The following is a 13506-nucleotide window of genomic DNA, read 5'->3' as shown; positions in this document are numbered from 1 at the left end:
AGATGGCGCTCCGTCTCACCGGAGCCCGCCATGCAACGCCGCCTCGTCATCGCCAGTGCCCCCGCGCTGTTCCTGCTGCGCCCGGCCTGGGCGCTGAACCTCAGCGAGGGTGATGCCAACGCCGGCATCCGCGCGGCCCTGGAGCGCGGCGCCAATTCGGCGGTGTCGCTGCTGGGGCGTCCCGACGGCTTTCTCGGCAACCCGCTCGTCAAGATCGAGCTGCCGGGTTATCTGAGGGACGCCGCCAAGCTGCTGAAGGCCACCGGGCAAGGCAGGAAGCTCGACGAGCTCGTCACAGCGATGAACCGCGCCGCCGAAGCCGCCGTGCCGGCGGCCAAGCCGCTGCTCGTCAAGGCGGTGAAGGACATGAGCGTCGAGGACGGGCTGAAGATCCTCAGGGGTGGTGACGACTCGGTGACGCAGTTCTTCGCCGTGAAGACGCGCGAGCCGCTGGGCCAGCAGTTCCTACCCATCGTGACCAAGGCGACCGAGAAGGTGTCTCTCGCCGACAAGTACAACGCCGTCGCCAGGAAGGCCGGCGGCTTCGGCCTCGTCAAGGGCGACGAGGCCAACATCCAGCAGTACGTGACGGCCAGGGCGCTGGACGGTCTCTACCGCATCATTGGCGAGGAGGAGAAGAAGATCCGGCAGGACCCGGTTGGTACGGGCAGCGCCATCCTCAAAAAGGTTTTCGGCGGGCTGGGCTAGGGCCTGTAGTGCGCCTTGTGCCACTCGGCCAGTGACATGTCGGGGTACTCGTCAAAGCGTGGGTCCCGCGGCGAGCCCTCCACCTCGACCCAATCCGCCTTGGAACCCACCATGCAATGCACGTGCTCGGGTGGCGTCGGCAACGGCGTGTCGATGGCGCTGGCATGCGGGTGCACAAGCTCCGGCCAGGTCGGGTCCCAGAGCCACAGCGCGCTGCCGCACTTCATGCAGAAGTAGCGCCGCCCGCTGCTCTTGTGCCGGCCCTTGCTTTCCTTGTTCGGCAGCTTGGCGCGGTAGATGCGCAGATGCCGCTTGCCCTTGACCTTCATCGTGTGCGTCTGAGCGCCGAGGTTGATCGCATAGCCGCCGGCGCCGGCCGTCTTGCGGCAGATGGAGCAGTAGCAGCGCATGAAAGGGACGGGCGAGTCGGCCTCGACCGAGAACTTCACGCTGCCGCAATGGCATGAGCCTTCGAGGTGCATTTGCTGGCCTTTCTATGGGATGGCGTGCAGGAGCCCATGATGGCCGACAATCCCGGCCCTTGCCTGTTTGCTGCCGCTTCGACGGCTTTGCGATGAATTCCGATCTTCCTGATCCCGTCACCCCGTCCGAAGAACCGGCAGCCGCTGTGCCCGCACCCGTGCCTGCGCCTGAGGCCACACCGGCGGCCGCACCCGAGGCTGCGCCCCAGATCGAGAGCGCGACCGAGGTTTCCGCCGACGCCGCACCGGCTGCTGCTGGCTCGCCCGCTGCGCCGGCGGTAGATGCCACTGCCGAGCTCAAGGCCCTGTTCCCGGCCCTGTTCACCGGCAAGCCCAAGCCCGTCAAGCTGCGCGTGCAGGCCGACATCCAGGAGCGCGCACCGGGCAAGTTCAGCAAGGCTCAGCTCAGCGCCTTCCTGCGCCGCCACACCGGCAGCACCGGTTATCTGATCGCGCTGACCCAGGCCAAGAGCCGCTTCGACCTCGACGGCAACCCCGCCGGTGAGATCACGGAAGAGCATCTGAACGCCGCCAAGGAAGAGCTGACTCGCCGCCGCGGCCTGAAGCAGGAGCGCGAGCAGGTGGAGCAGGAGCGCCACCAGCTCGAGGCGCAGCAGCGCCGCAACCGAGCCCAGCTGCTGTGGGACTTCGAGCGCACGACGCTGACCGAGGCCAACTTCTGCGTGCTCAAGGGCGTGGTGGCTGAGGAGCTGCCGGGCCTGCTGGAGATCGCTCGCAAGGAGCGCGCCGAGGCGCCGCCTGCCCCGCCGCGGGAGGTGCGCCGCGATGGGCCCCCGCCGCGCCGCGATGACCGACGCCCCGGTGGTGGCGGTCGCCCCGAGGGGCGCTCAGAAGGTCGCCGCGAAGGTGGCCGGCCGCCGCAGCGCCAGGGGCAGGGCAGGAAGCCCGATCAGCCGCGCCGCGATCAGGCGGCCAAGCCCCAGGTAGCAAAGGCGCAGCCGGCCCAGGAAGCTGAGCCGACCAAGGATCAGGCGCCCGAGTAATCGGGCCGCGTCATCAGGCCGAGTAGCGTTGCTCCAGGTAGGCGAGCAAGGTGCGGATCGTCTGCGCCTCGCCGCCCACTGGCCGGCCGGCGCGAGGCGCGTCGTTCCAGGCGAACAGGTCGACGTGCAGCCAGTCTTGCTGAGGCGGCAGGAAGTCTTCCAGGAATAGCGCCGCGTTGATGGCGCCGGCCAGAGCGCTCTTGCCGGTATTGACGATGTCGCCGATCGTGCTCTCGATGCCAGCGTGATACGGTGCCCACAGCGGCATATGCCAGAGCGGGTCGTCCAGCTTCAGGCCCAGGTCAACGAGGTCGCGGGCCGTGTCCATGTGCTTGGCAAACAGCGCCGGCAGCTGGGCGCCCAGGGCCACGCGCGCGGCACCCGTCAGCGTCGCCAGGTCGATGACGAGGTCGGGCTTGCCTTCGGCGGCATAGGCCAGCGCGTCGCACAGGATGACGCGGCCCTCGGCGTCGGTGTTGCCGATCTCGATGTGCAGGCCCTTGCGCGTCTTGATGACGTCGCCGGGCCGGTAGGCGTTGCCCGAGATCGAGTTCTCGACCGCCGGGATCAGCAGCTGCAGCCGCACCGGCAGCTTCAAGGCCATGATGAGGGTGGCCAGACCCAGCGCGTTGGCCGCGCCGCCCATGTCCTTCTTCATCTGGCGCATGCCTTCGCCGGGCTTGATGTTCAGGCCGCCGGTGTCGAAGCAGACGCCCTTGCCCACCAGGGCCAGCTTGGGGTGCTTGGGATTGCCCCAGTTCAGCTCGATCAGGCGAGGTGAGCGCGTGCTCGCGCGGCCGACGGCGTGAATGCTGGGGAAGTTCTTCTTCAGCAGGGCGTCGCCGACGGTTTCTGCATAGGTCGCGTCGTATTGCTTGGCCAGGGCCTTGGCGGCGGCGGCCAGCTCGGCCGGGCCCATGTGCTCGGCCGGCGTGTTGACGAGATCGCGCGTGGCCGAAATCGCCGCGGCCAGCGCCAGGCCGCGTTCGGCGTCGGCGCCGCCCTTCAGCACCAATGTGGCCGGCGCGCGCTTGGCCGGCTTGTAGAGGTCGAAGCGGTAGCCGCCCAGCTCCCAGGACATGGCCGCGCCCTCCGGCAGCAGGGCCAGGCCGGCGTCATCCAGCTTGTAGACACCTTCCGGCAGGGTCAGCGGCAGATGGCTCAGCGAAAAGGGGTGAGCGCTGTGGGCCACGCCGGCAAAGACCTGGGCCAGGCGGCCATTGGGGCCGGGAATCAGGGCGTGGCTATCCGGCGCACCCACAAAGCCGACGGTCGCCAACCAGGCGCGGGTGGCCGGTGGCAGGCCGGGGGCCAGGGCCTGGAAGGCCGCGCGGTCCACGACGGTGATGGGAGTGGCCTTGGCCGGGAGGGTCTTTTTCAGCTGGACGGTCATCGCGGAGTCCTGGATTCAAAAGCGGCATTGTCTGCATAGCCGGTGACCGCAGGCCACAAGTGCAAAGAAGTGTGTTTGGCCTGTCAACCACCCCCAACCAGCCCGCGTTGTGCCTCCCAATCGCGCCCCACTCGGCGTGAGACGGCCCTCCAAAGGCCAGACAGCCATGATGAAGATCCAGCCCCGCACTGAACACCCGCCGCGCCGCCTGCCCCTCTCCGAGGTGGCCTGGAGCGCCGAGGAATCCGTCGAAAAGGGCCGCAAGCACGAGGCCTTCGACACCGGTTTCTACAGCGGCGAACGCCGCGGCCTCGCCCGCGCCATGCGCCTGGACCGCAAGCGCTGAAATCGGCAACTCTCCTCTTTGCAGCCCGCCGTCCGACACCGGACGGCGGGCTTTGTTTTGGGCTGAACGGGAAATCCTCCCGGATTTGCTGGCGTGACAGCGCCGAGAATGCGCCCCCATGAAAGCCGCCCGCCGCTCCATCGCCTTCTTTTCCGGCCTCCTGCTGTACTGCTTCGGCGCGGGCGCCGCCATGAAGTACGCCAGCACCGGCCTGCCGCGCCAGGTCTATGCCCAGCTGGGTGGCCGCAACAGCCTGCAGGTCATGCTCGGCGAGGCCGTCGCCATTGCGCTGCTGCTCTTCATTGCCGCGCTGATCTGGGGCTATCTGACGCTGCGGCCGCAGCGCCGCCGGCACCGCCCCTATGTCGCGTGGATGATGTCCGGCGTCGGCGTGGCCTGGGCGGGCTGGTTGATCTTCGGCGCCTTCAGCTTCGCGCTGAAACCGCGCGCCTACTCGGCGCCCCTGCAGAGCATGCTGCTGTCGTCCAGTGCGGCGCCGCTGTTCGGTGCCTTCAACATCTTCGGCGTCGTTGGCGGCGTCTGGCTGGCCGGCCGGCTGGCCAAGAGGCGCCAGGTCGGCTTGCCCACCACGCGCTCGCGCCGCCACCACGGCGAGGAGGAGTCGGCCGCTGATGCCGGCGCCGACAGCACGGTGTCGACCATCGCGCCGCACTCCGTGTCGCCACCGGTGAACTGAGCCGAGGCGCATGCCCCGCGCGGTCTGCCCGCGCTGCGAGCGCCCGGCCTGCACCTGCCTGTGCGCCACGCTGCCGGCGCCGCTGGCCGTGCGCACCGAACTGCTCATCCTCCAGCACCCGGCCGAGGCCGGCCATGCCAAGAACACCGCCGCCTTTCTGACGCTCGGCCTGAGCCCAGCCGCGTGCCTGCTGCGCGGCGAGGCTTTCGACCCCGCACTGGCCCGCCCCGGCACGGCGCTGCTCTACCCGGGCGAGGGCGAGCCGGGCACGCTGACCGACGTCGATCGCCTCGTCCTGCTGGACGGCAATTGGCGCCAGAGTCGCCGCCTGCTGGCAGTCAACCCCTGGCTGGCCGCGCTGCCGCGGCTGAGCTTGCCCGAGCAGCCCGGCCGCTATGCGATACGCCGAGCTCACCGCCCTGGCCAGCTGTCAACACTGGAAGCCGGTTTGCATGCCTTGGCCCTGTTGGAAGGCGGGCCGGAACGCTTCGCACCGCTGTGGGCCGCGTTCGATGCATTTGTTCAGGCAGGCCTGTCACGGCAGGGTGAAAGCGGGATGGCCTAGGATTTCGGGATGTTCTCGTTCCTGCGCCCCCTCCTTCCGGCTCTGCTGGCCGCCCCGCTGCTGGCCTTTGCCGCACCGCCCGAAGCGTCCACGGAGCATGTGCAGGCCCGCCTCGTCTCCAGCCAGGCCGCAGTGGCGCCGGGCCAGCGCTTCACGGTGGCGCTCGAGCAGAACATCAAGTCGCACTGGCACACCTACTGGCTCAACCCGGGCGACTCCGGCCAGGCGACGACGATCGCCTGGAGTGGCGCCCAGGCGGGGCCCATCCAGTGGCCCACGCCGGCCATCCAGGCCATCGGCCCCATCGTCAACTACGGCTACGAAGGCCGCGCGGCCCTGCTCGTCGACTTGACGGTGCCGGCCGACGCCAAGCCCGGCAGCCGCTTCAAGCCGGCAGCCGAGGTGAAGTGGCTGGTCTGCAAGGATGTCTGCATTCCCGAGCAGGTCAGCCTGGGCCTGGACTTGCCGGTGGCGGCCACAGCCAAGGCAGGCGCCGATGCGGCCCAGATCGAGGAATGGCGTGGCGCCATTCCCAAACCCGCATCGTTCGCCGTGCAGCTCAAGCCCGCGCCGCAAGGTGTGCGCCTCAGCGGCCCGGCGGCTGGCCTGAATCCGCCCATCACCAAGGCCTATTTCTTTGCCGACACCTGGGGCGCTGTCGCCCACAGCGCCCCCCAGGTGTTCCGAACCGAGGGTGCCGGCTGGGTGCTGGACGTCCCTGCCGGTGACGAGCCCTTGCCCGCCGGCAAGCCGTTGTCCGGTGTCATCGTGCTGACGACTGCGGCCGGCGAGCAGGCCTGGACCGTCTCCGTGCCCATGCCCGAAGGCGCCGGCAAGGGACCCGGCCCGGCCGATCTCAACGCCCCGACGGCCGAAACCGCCACGCCCGCCCCCGCGCCAGAAAGCGACCTCGGCCTGCTGCCTGCCCTGGCCTTGGCCCTGGTTGGCGGCCTGATCCTGAACCTGATGCCCTGCGTCTTCCCGGTGCTGTCGATCAAGGCCCTGGCCCTGGTGCGCGAGGGCAACCACAAAGCCGAGGGACTGGCCTACACAGCCGGTGTGCTCGTCAGCTTCGCGGCGCTGGCCGCGGTGTTGATTGCGCTGCGCGCCGGCGGCCAGCAGGTGGGCTGGGGCTTCCAGTTCCATTCACCGGTGTTCGTGCTCATCGTCAGCTATCTGCTCTTCCTGGTCGGATTGAACCTGTCGGGCTTCTTCGAATTCGGCGGCAGCTTCACCGGTGTGGGCTCCAACCTGGCCGCGCGCCAGGGCCTGGCGGGCAGCTTCTTCACCGGTGTGCTGGCGGCCGTCGTCGCCACGCCCTGCACGGCGCCCTTCATGGGCGCGGCCCTGGCCTTTGCGTTGTCCCAGCCGGCGGCGGTGCTGCTGGCTGTCTTCCTTGCACTGGGCCTGGGCCTGGCGCTGCCCTTCCTGCTGCTGGCCTTCTGGCCCGCGGCGCAGCGCTGGTTGCCGCGGCCCGGCGCGTGGATGGACAAGTTCAAGCAGTTCCTCGCCTTCCCGATGTATGCGGCCGTCGTCTGGCTGCTGTGGGTGCTGGCCCAGCAGGCCGGCCCGGACGGCGTCGCGATGGCGCTGGGCGGCCTGGTGCTGATCGCCTTCGCGCTGTGGCTGCACCGCGCCGGCAAGGGCGTCGTCAGCGGCGTGGCGATGGTGGCCAGCTTCGTGCTCGCGCTCAGCGTCATTCACTGGATCAGGCCCGTACCCGCCGACGCTCATGCTGCCGCACCGGGATCTGCCATCGAGGTCTACAGCGCCGAGCGCCTGGCCGAACTGCGCGCTCAAAACAAGCCGGTCTTCGTCAACATGACGGCGGCCTGGTGCATCTCCTGCCTCGTCAACGAACGCGTCGCGCTGTCGCGCCCCGAGGTCAAGGACGCCTTCGCCAAGGCCGGCGTGGCCTATCTGAAGGGTGACTGGACGCGTGAGGACCCGAACATCACCGCCGTGTTGAAAGCCCATGGCCGCTCCGGCGTGCCCCTCTACCTCTACTACGCACCGGGCGCCGCCGAGGCGCAGGTGCTGCCGCAAATCCTTACCCCCGGTCTCATCGTCGAGGCCATCTCTGTGCCCCCCGCCTCTTCCAGGAGTTCGACATGACCTTGCTTCGCCGCAGCCTGCTCGCCGCCCTGATCCTTCCTGCACTGGCCCATGCCACGGCCAATGTCGACGCGCCCGCGCCGACCTTCTCCGCCACGACGGCCGACGGCAAGACCGTCAATCTGGCCGACTACAAAGGCAAGACCGTCGTGCTGGAGTGGACCAACCACGACTGCCCGTATGTCAGGAAGCACTATGGCGCCGGCAATATGCAGACCCAGCAGAAAGCCGCCGCGGCCCAGGGCGTCGTCTGGCTGCAGGTGATCTCCTCCGCGCCCGGCCAACAGGGCTTCGTGGACGGTGCTACCGCTCAAAAGCTCAACGCCGATCGCGGCGCAGTGCCCACTGCGACCCTGCTCGACCCCAAGGGCGAGCTCGGCAAGCTCTACGGCGCGCAGACGACACCACACATGTACGTCATCAAGGCCGACGGCACGCTGGCCTACAAGGGCGGCATCGACAGCCTCGCCACACCCGACAAGGCCGACATCCCCAAGGCCRAGCCCTACGTCACCGAGGCCCTGGCCGCGGTGGCTGCGGGCCGCAAGGTCGAGAAGGCGTCGACGCGACCCTATGGCTGCAGCGTCAAGTACGCCAGCTGATCTCGCCTAGAAGACCGACAGCCCCGTCTTCGCCACGAACAGCTCCAGCGCCCGGCGGCCCAGCAAGGAGTTGCCCGTGCCGTCCAGCGCTGGCGACCAGACGCACAGCGTGAGCTGGTCGGGCACCACGGCGACGATGCCGCCCCCGACGCCGCTCTTGCAGGGCAGGCCGATGCGGAAGGCGAACTCGCCGGCCGCGTCATAGGTGCCGCAGGTCAGCATCAGCGCATTGACCCGGCGCGTCTGCGCCGTACTGAGCACGGGCGTGCCGGCCAGCGGGTGGCGGCCGTCGCGGCACAGATAGCCGGCGGCGCAGGCCACCTGTTCGCAGCTCATCGCGATGGCGCATTGGTTGAAGTAGACGTCCAGCACCGTGGCGACGTCGTTGTCCAGCGTGCCAAAGGCCTTCATGAAATTGGCCAGCGCGGTGTTGCGAAACCCGGTGTTGGCCTCCGAGCGCGCCACTTCGGCGTCGATGCGGACGGTCTCGCCGCACAGCCGGCCCAGCAGCGCCAGCAACTCGGCCTTGGCGTCGCCCTGCGACACCAGCCGGTCCGCCACTGCGATGGCACCGGCATTGATGAAAGGGTTGCGCGGGATGCCGCGCTCTGTCTCCAGCTGCACCAGCGAATTGAACGGGCTGCCCGAGGGCTCGCGGCCGATGCGGTCCCACATGGCCTCGCCCAGCGCGCGAATCGCCAGCGTCAGCGAGAACATCTTGGACATGCTCTGGATGGAGAAGGGCACGGCGCTGTCGCCGGCCGCGGCCGTCTCGCCCGCGCAGGTGCGCAGCGCGATGCCGAACTGCAGCGGCGACACCCGCGCCAGCGCCGGGATATAGCTGGCAACCTTGCCGCCGGCCGTGGCGAGTTGCGGGCGCAGTTCGGCGTTGATCTCGTCGAGGATGAGCTGGAGGTCCATGGCGGCCATTCTGGCCCGGGACAATGCCTCACCCATGCAAGCTCTGCTCGACGTCATCGCCGCCTCGGCGGCCCTTCCCCAGGGCGCTCAACGCCTCTTCCACGGCCGCGGCGGCCTGCATCCCGGCTGCGAGCACCTGACGCTGGACGCCTACCCGCCTGCGCTGCTGCTGACCAGCTTTGAGCCGCTGGCCGACGAGGCGCTGGCTGCCATCGGTGCGGCGATCATGGCGCGCTGGCCTGAGGCGCCCTGGGCCTTCCAGTGCCGCCAGGACGGCGGCCGCGTTCAGACGCGCCTGATGGCCGGCACCCTGCCCGAGCCACACGTTGTCAGCGAGGCTGGAGTACCCGATACACGCTACCTCGTGCACCTGCTGCGCGGCCAGAACCATGGCCTCTTCCTCGACATGGCCGAAGGGCGACGCTGGGTGCGCGAGCAAGTGCGGCCCGGCGGCAAGGTGCTGAACCTGTTCGCCTACACCTGTGCCTTCTCGGTCGTCGCGCTGCAGGCCGGTGCAGCCGAGGTCGTCAATGTCGACATGGCCTCGGGTGCGCTGGCCATCGGCCGCACCAACCATGAACTCAACGGTGTGAAGGCGGGCGCCAGGTTCCTGGCCCATGACATCTTCAACTCCTGGGGCAAGCTGACCCGCGGCGGGCCCTATGACCTCGTCATCTGCGACCCCCCCAGTTTCCAGAAGGGCAGCTTCGTCGCAACCAAGGACTATGCGCGGCTCGCAAAGCGGCTGCCTGCGCTGCTGGCGCCCGGGGGCCACGCATTGCTTTGCCTGAACACGCCCAAGCTGGGCCTGGATTTCCTGCACGGCGTGATGGCCGAGCACGCACCGGAGCTGGCATTCGTCGAACGCGTGGCGAATCCGGAGGTGTATGCGGACGTCTCGGCGGATCGAGGACTCAAGGTGTTGGCCTATCGACTGCCCTGAGCCTGCCGCGCCTCAGGAAAGTCGCCCCAGCTCCGCCAGCAACTTCGCCCGCGCTGCCGGATCGTTGACTGACTCCGCCAGCCGGTTGAAGAACACCGCCCGGCTGTCCGTGCCGGCTGCGGCGCGCTTGATCAGCACCTTGGCGATGGGCCCGACATGTTTCGCCAGCAGAACCTGAGCCTTGTCCATGACGGCCTCGTTCAGCGGCCCGCCGATGAGGGTGCCGCTGCCCGCGGAGCCGGCTGAGCCCGCCGTGACGCCCTTGGAGCCACCGGCCGACGGCGAACCGGCCGTGCCGCCCGCCGTGCGGTGGTGGTGGCCGCCGGTGACGAGGCTGGCCTGGCCGAGGAAGGCGTCGCGGGCACGCGGGTCGGTGACCTGCTCGGCCAGCTTGCTGTAGAGCTCGTTGATGTCCTGGCACTCGCGCGCGGCGCGGCGCACCAGCACGCTGGCCAGTGGGCCGACATGCCTGGCCAGCGTCAATTCGGCCTGGGTGAGCTGGGCCTTGTCCCAGTGCGATGGCGTCGGGGCGCTGGCCGTGCCSGCCGTGGAGCCGGGCAGGGAAGTGCCAGACAGCGAGGGCGGTGCGACAGTGGGCGTGGCCAGCGGCTGCGCGGCGCGCGCGCGCGCTGGCGCCAGCATCACGGTCTTTTCCCAGCCGGTGTCGTCGATGCTTTGACCGATGCCGTCGGTGATGGCCTGCTTGAATTCCTCGGCGGTGGCATAACGGTCTTCGGGGCGCTTGGCCAACGCGCGGGCAATGATGGCGTCGAACCAGCCCGGGCGCTCGACACCCTCGATGGTCGACGGCGGCTGCGGCATGTCGTTGACGACCTTGTACATCAGCGCCTCGGTCGTGCCGGCGAAGGGCGCGCGGCCGGTGAGGAGCTGGTAGAGCACGACGCCGGCGCCGTAGATGTCCACGCGCCGGTCCATGGGCTTGCCCAGGAACTGCTCGGGCGCCATGTGGCTGGGGGTGCCCACCATGTAGTGGGTTTGCGTGAGGTTGGTGCTCTCGATGCGGGCGATGCCGAAATCGGCCACCTTGAGCCGCCCCCCGGCCGTCGTCATGATGATGTTGGCGGGTTTGATGTCGCGGTGCCAGACGCCCTTCTCGTGCGCATGGCCGAGGGCATCGAGCAGCTGGCTCATGATGCCGGGGATGTCGGTGTCGGTGAAGCGGACCTTGGCGCTGAGGTAGCTGGCGAGCGAGCGGCCCTCGACAAACTCCATCGCGATATAAGCCACGTTCTCGGCGCGGCCGAAGTCGTAGACGGCGACGATGCCCGGATGGTGCAGCCGGCCGGCAGCCTGGGCCTCGTTGCGGAAACGCGAGGCCGGCGCACCGGGGCTGTCGTCGTCGGCGTCGAGCTGGGTGCGGATGGTCTTCAGCGCGACGGTGCGCTGGATGTCGGGGTCGAAGCCCTTGTAGACGACACCCATCGCGCCCTCACCGAGAACCTCGGTGATGCGGTATTTGCCGAGCTGTGTCGGGTGCTTCTTGTCGCTCATGCGCTGAAATGACTCATGTGTCCAGCAGCTTCATGGCCTGCACGACGCTGGCCCGCATGCGAGAGAAGGAATGGGACAGCGTGGCGATCTCGTCCTTGCTGTTGGCCTGGAACTCGGGCGCATCCAGATCGCCCTGGCTGACGCGGTCGGCCAGGGCCGACAGGCGGGTGACGGGGCGCACGACCAGCATCCAGACCATCAGGTTCAGCACGACGCCGACGGCGACGAAGACGCCGATCAGCGACGTGATGAAGACCTTGAAGGTCTGGTCGGCGCGCTGCAGCGGCACGCCCAGGGGGACTGAAACGACCTGCGCGCCGATGACTTCGTTGAGGTTCCAGCCAAAGCCGTTGGCGGGGCCGTACTTGGCGACCATGGTGGCCGGCGCGGCCTCCACGCTGCTGTGGCAGGCCAGGCAGGCGGGGTCGGTGATGCGCAGCGGGCGAGCGATGTACAGCGAGGGGCCGGCGGGCGTGTCGCGCGTGCCGACGGTTTCCTTCAGGTCGGCCGAGGAGCGGAACTGGCCGACGATGTCGACCTCCCAGCTCGTTGCGCGGTCGCGCGGGTTGGTCGGGTTCAGCGTCGCTTCCTTGTAGGCGAACTCGGGGTGCTTGGCCAGCAGCGTCCCCAGCACCTCCGTGGCGGAAAAGCTCGGCACCGTCTCCGGCAGGAACTTGTCGGTCATCTGCGAGACCAGCAGTGGCTTGATCTTCGTGTTGGTGTAGCTGCGCACGGCCAGCGCCTTCTCCATCAGCATCTGCGCGGTGGCGATGGTTTCCTGCTTGGCGTTGTCCTGCAGCAGATTGCGCGCGATGTAGCCGCTCAGGGCGATGCCCAGGCTCATCACGAGCAGATAGACCAGATTGAATTTGGCGAGCAGTTTCATGGTGTTTTTCCCGGAGGCCGGCAATGGTAGTGCGCCGATATGGCTGAGTGGCTTCGTGCTTGCTCGCGGTTCCCGGTGCAAATCCACAGAAGAAAGGGCGCCAGATCGAAATTTGGCCTACCGATGCAGGCCCTGGCCGCGTCCTTCGGCCGCGGTGCCTGGCTGCGCATGCCCGCCTGGCCGCTGCGCACGCTGGCTGGCGAGATGTCCACGCTGCTGCTGGACGGCCAGAACGTCGTTCCTGCCGCGGCGCGGGCCGCCGGCTATCGCTTCCGCTTCCCCGCGCTGCAGGCGGCGCTGGCCGACCTGGCGGCCCGGCATGATGCCGGCCATGAACTCGCCCATTGACCGCTGCAACGACGGCAGTGCGAACCCGCCGCGGCTGCGCCGCGACATCAACCTCGGCACCCTGGCCGAGCTGCCGCGCGCCTCGACCGGCTGGCGCGCGACGCATGCCGAGCAACTCGCCCTCTTGAAGGCCGACGGCCACGAAGCCGTGCAGATCTGGCAGCCCACGCGCGAGGCCGCCCGGGCCGCGCGCGACGCCGGCCTGGCCGTCACCGGCATCTGCCGCGCACTGGTCCCAACCGAGGTGGACGCCATCGTGCGTGAGCAGCGCGACCTCGGCTGCGAGATCACGACGCTGCACGTGGGCAACAGCTTCGAGACCGACGCCGAGATGGATGCCCTTGCCGCGGCCGTGCTGGAAGCCTCGGCGCGGCACGGCCACCCGCTCTATGTCGAGACCCACCGCGGCACGATGACCCAGGATCTCCGCCGCACGCTGGATCTCGTCGAACGCTGGCCGGCGCTGCGCTTCAACGCCGATCTGTCGCACTGGTACACCGGCCACGAGCTGACCTATGGCGGCGAGTTTCACGACCGCGCGCAGCGGCTCGCGCCGGTGTTCGAGCGCGTGCGCTTCCTGCATGCCCGCGTCGGCAACCCAGGATGCATCCAGACCGGGCTCGACGACCCCGGCGACTACCTCAGCCACTTCCGCTGGATGTGGCAGCGCTGCTTCGAGGGCTTTATGCGCGGCGCCGGGCCGGGTGACTACCTGAGCTTCAACGCCGAGCTGCTGCCGCAGAAGATGGGCGCCGACTTCTGGCTGCACTACGCCCAGCCGCGTGTCGACCTGGCGGGCGACCGTTTCAACGGTGAACCCAGCGACCGCTACGCGGACGCCGCGCGGCTGTGGCAGATCGCCGGCGAATGTTTCGAGGCGGCAACACGCGCAGTGGTGGGCGCGCCGCGCTGACATTCACTTCGCGGCGCATTGCTGGCATGTGAATGGCCCCGGCGTGACAGCCCTGCGTCAGCACATCGGCC

15 protein-coding genes are annotated in these 13506 nt (G+C 69.0%); 10 read left to right on the top strand and 5 right to left on the bottom strand.

From position 1 onward, the window contains the following. Positions 1-30: 30 nt before the first annotated feature. On the top strand, positions 31-708 hold the full coding sequence (locus tag ACXJKJ_RS07800; protein WP_056191809.1) for a DUF4197 domain-containing protein: 678 nt from the start codon (positions 31-33) through the stop codon (positions 706-708). On the opposite strand, the gene ACXJKJ_RS07795 is transcribed toward ACXJKJ_RS07800, so the two are convergent. Then, positions 705-1190: a GFA family protein gene (locus tag ACXJKJ_RS07795; protein WP_457319897.1), complete on the bottom strand. Its 486-nt coding sequence runs from the start codon at positions 1188-1190 to the stop codon at positions 705-707. The genes ACXJKJ_RS07800 and ACXJKJ_RS07795 overlap by 4 nt on opposite strands. Positions 1191-1348: 158 nt before the next feature. Between ACXJKJ_RS07795 and ACXJKJ_RS07790 the strand changes: the two genes are divergently transcribed. Further along, positions 1349-2194, top strand: coding sequence for a ProQ/FINO family protein (locus tag ACXJKJ_RS07790; protein ID WP_457389698.1), 846 nt, complete (start codon positions 1349-1351; stop codon positions 2192-2194). A gap of 13 nt (positions 2195-2207) precedes the next feature. Here the strand turns inward: ACXJKJ_RS07790 and ACXJKJ_RS07785 are convergent, their stop codons facing one another. Further along, entirely contained in the window at positions 2208-3587 is a 1380-nt protein-coding gene (locus ACXJKJ_RS07785) for a leucyl aminopeptidase family protein (protein ID WP_457389697.1), read from the bottom strand. Positions 3588-3756: 169 nt separating this feature from the next. Here ACXJKJ_RS07785 and ACXJKJ_RS07780 point away from each other — a divergent pair, with 169 nt between their 5' ends. The 5 genes from ACXJKJ_RS07780 (at position 3757) to ACXJKJ_RS07760 (ending at position 7912) form a co-directional block, all read left to right on the top strand. After that, positions 3757-3933 (top strand): hypothetical protein, encoded by a 177-nt coding sequence (locus ACXJKJ_RS07780; protein ID WP_457319903.1) that lies wholly within the window; start codon positions 3757-3759, stop codon positions 3931-3933. 118 nt (positions 3934-4051) lie between these two features. Next, on the top strand, positions 4052-4630 hold the full coding sequence (locus tag ACXJKJ_RS07775; RefSeq protein ID WP_056191818.1) for a hypothetical protein: 579 nt from the start codon (positions 4052-4054) through the stop codon (positions 4628-4630). A 10-nt stretch (positions 4631-4640) separates the two neighbouring features. After that, positions 4641-5195, top strand: coding sequence for a tRNA-uridine aminocarboxypropyltransferase (locus ACXJKJ_RS07770; RefSeq protein WP_457389696.1), 555 nt, complete (start codon positions 4641-4643; stop codon positions 5193-5195). A gap of 9 nt (positions 5196-5204) precedes the next feature. Beyond that, the gene (locus ACXJKJ_RS07765; protein WP_457389695.1) at positions 5205-7310 is read left to right on the top strand and encodes a protein-disulfide reductase DsbD family protein; all 2106 of its coding nucleotides are present in this window, start codon (positions 5205-5207) and stop codon (positions 7308-7310) included. After that, positions 7307-7912 (top strand): redoxin domain-containing protein, encoded by a 606-nt coding sequence (locus ACXJKJ_RS07760; protein WP_457389694.1) that lies wholly within the window; start codon positions 7307-7309, stop codon positions 7910-7912. The genes ACXJKJ_RS07765 and ACXJKJ_RS07760 overlap by 4 nt, the downstream gene beginning before the upstream one ends. A 6-nt stretch (positions 7913-7918) precedes the next feature. Here ACXJKJ_RS07760 and ACXJKJ_RS07755 read toward each other — a convergent pair whose 3' ends face one another. Further along, entirely contained in the window at positions 7919-8833 is a 915-nt protein-coding gene (locus tag ACXJKJ_RS07755; RefSeq protein WP_457389693.1) for a glutaminase, read from the bottom strand. Between the two features lie 34 nt (positions 8834-8867). Here ACXJKJ_RS07755 and ACXJKJ_RS07750 point away from each other — a divergent pair, with 34 nt between their 5' ends. Then, the gene (locus tag ACXJKJ_RS07750) at positions 8868-9776 is read left to right on the top strand and encodes a class I SAM-dependent methyltransferase (protein ID WP_457389692.1); all 909 of its coding nucleotides are present in this window, start codon (positions 8868-8870) and stop codon (positions 9774-9776) included. Positions 9777-9788: 12 nt separating this feature from the next. On the opposite strand, the gene ACXJKJ_RS07745 is transcribed toward ACXJKJ_RS07750, so the two are convergent. Both ACXJKJ_RS07745 and ACXJKJ_RS07740 read right to left on the bottom strand, forming a co-directional pair. Next, complete coding sequence (locus tag ACXJKJ_RS07745; protein ID WP_457389691.1) at positions 9789-11288, bottom strand: serine/threonine-protein kinase; 1500 nt, start codon at positions 11286-11288, stop codon at positions 9789-9791. Positions 11289-11301: 13 nt separating this feature from the next. Beyond that, the gene (locus tag ACXJKJ_RS07740) at positions 11302-12174 is read right to left on the bottom strand and encodes a c-type heme family protein (protein WP_056191831.1); all 873 of its coding nucleotides are present in this window, start codon (positions 12172-12174) and stop codon (positions 11302-11304) included. 123 nt (positions 12175-12297) lie between these two features. Between ACXJKJ_RS07740 and ACXJKJ_RS07735 the strand changes: the two genes are divergently transcribed. Beyond that, positions 12298-12522 carry a DUF1731 domain-containing protein gene (locus tag ACXJKJ_RS07735; protein WP_457389690.1) on the top strand — a complete coding sequence of 75 codons (225 nt, stop codon included), beginning with the start codon at positions 12298-12300 and terminating at the stop codon, positions 12520-12522. Next, entirely contained in the window at positions 12506-13435 is a 930-nt protein-coding gene (locus ACXJKJ_RS07730; RefSeq protein WP_457389689.1) for a hypothetical protein, read from the top strand. The genes ACXJKJ_RS07735 and ACXJKJ_RS07730 overlap by 17 nt, the downstream gene beginning before the upstream one ends. Positions 13436-13506 lie beyond the last annotated feature (71 nt).

It is taken from the genome of Roseateles sp. P5_E1, assembly GCF_054049335.1.
This window is presented reverse-complemented; position numbering and strand designations above follow the sequence as displayed.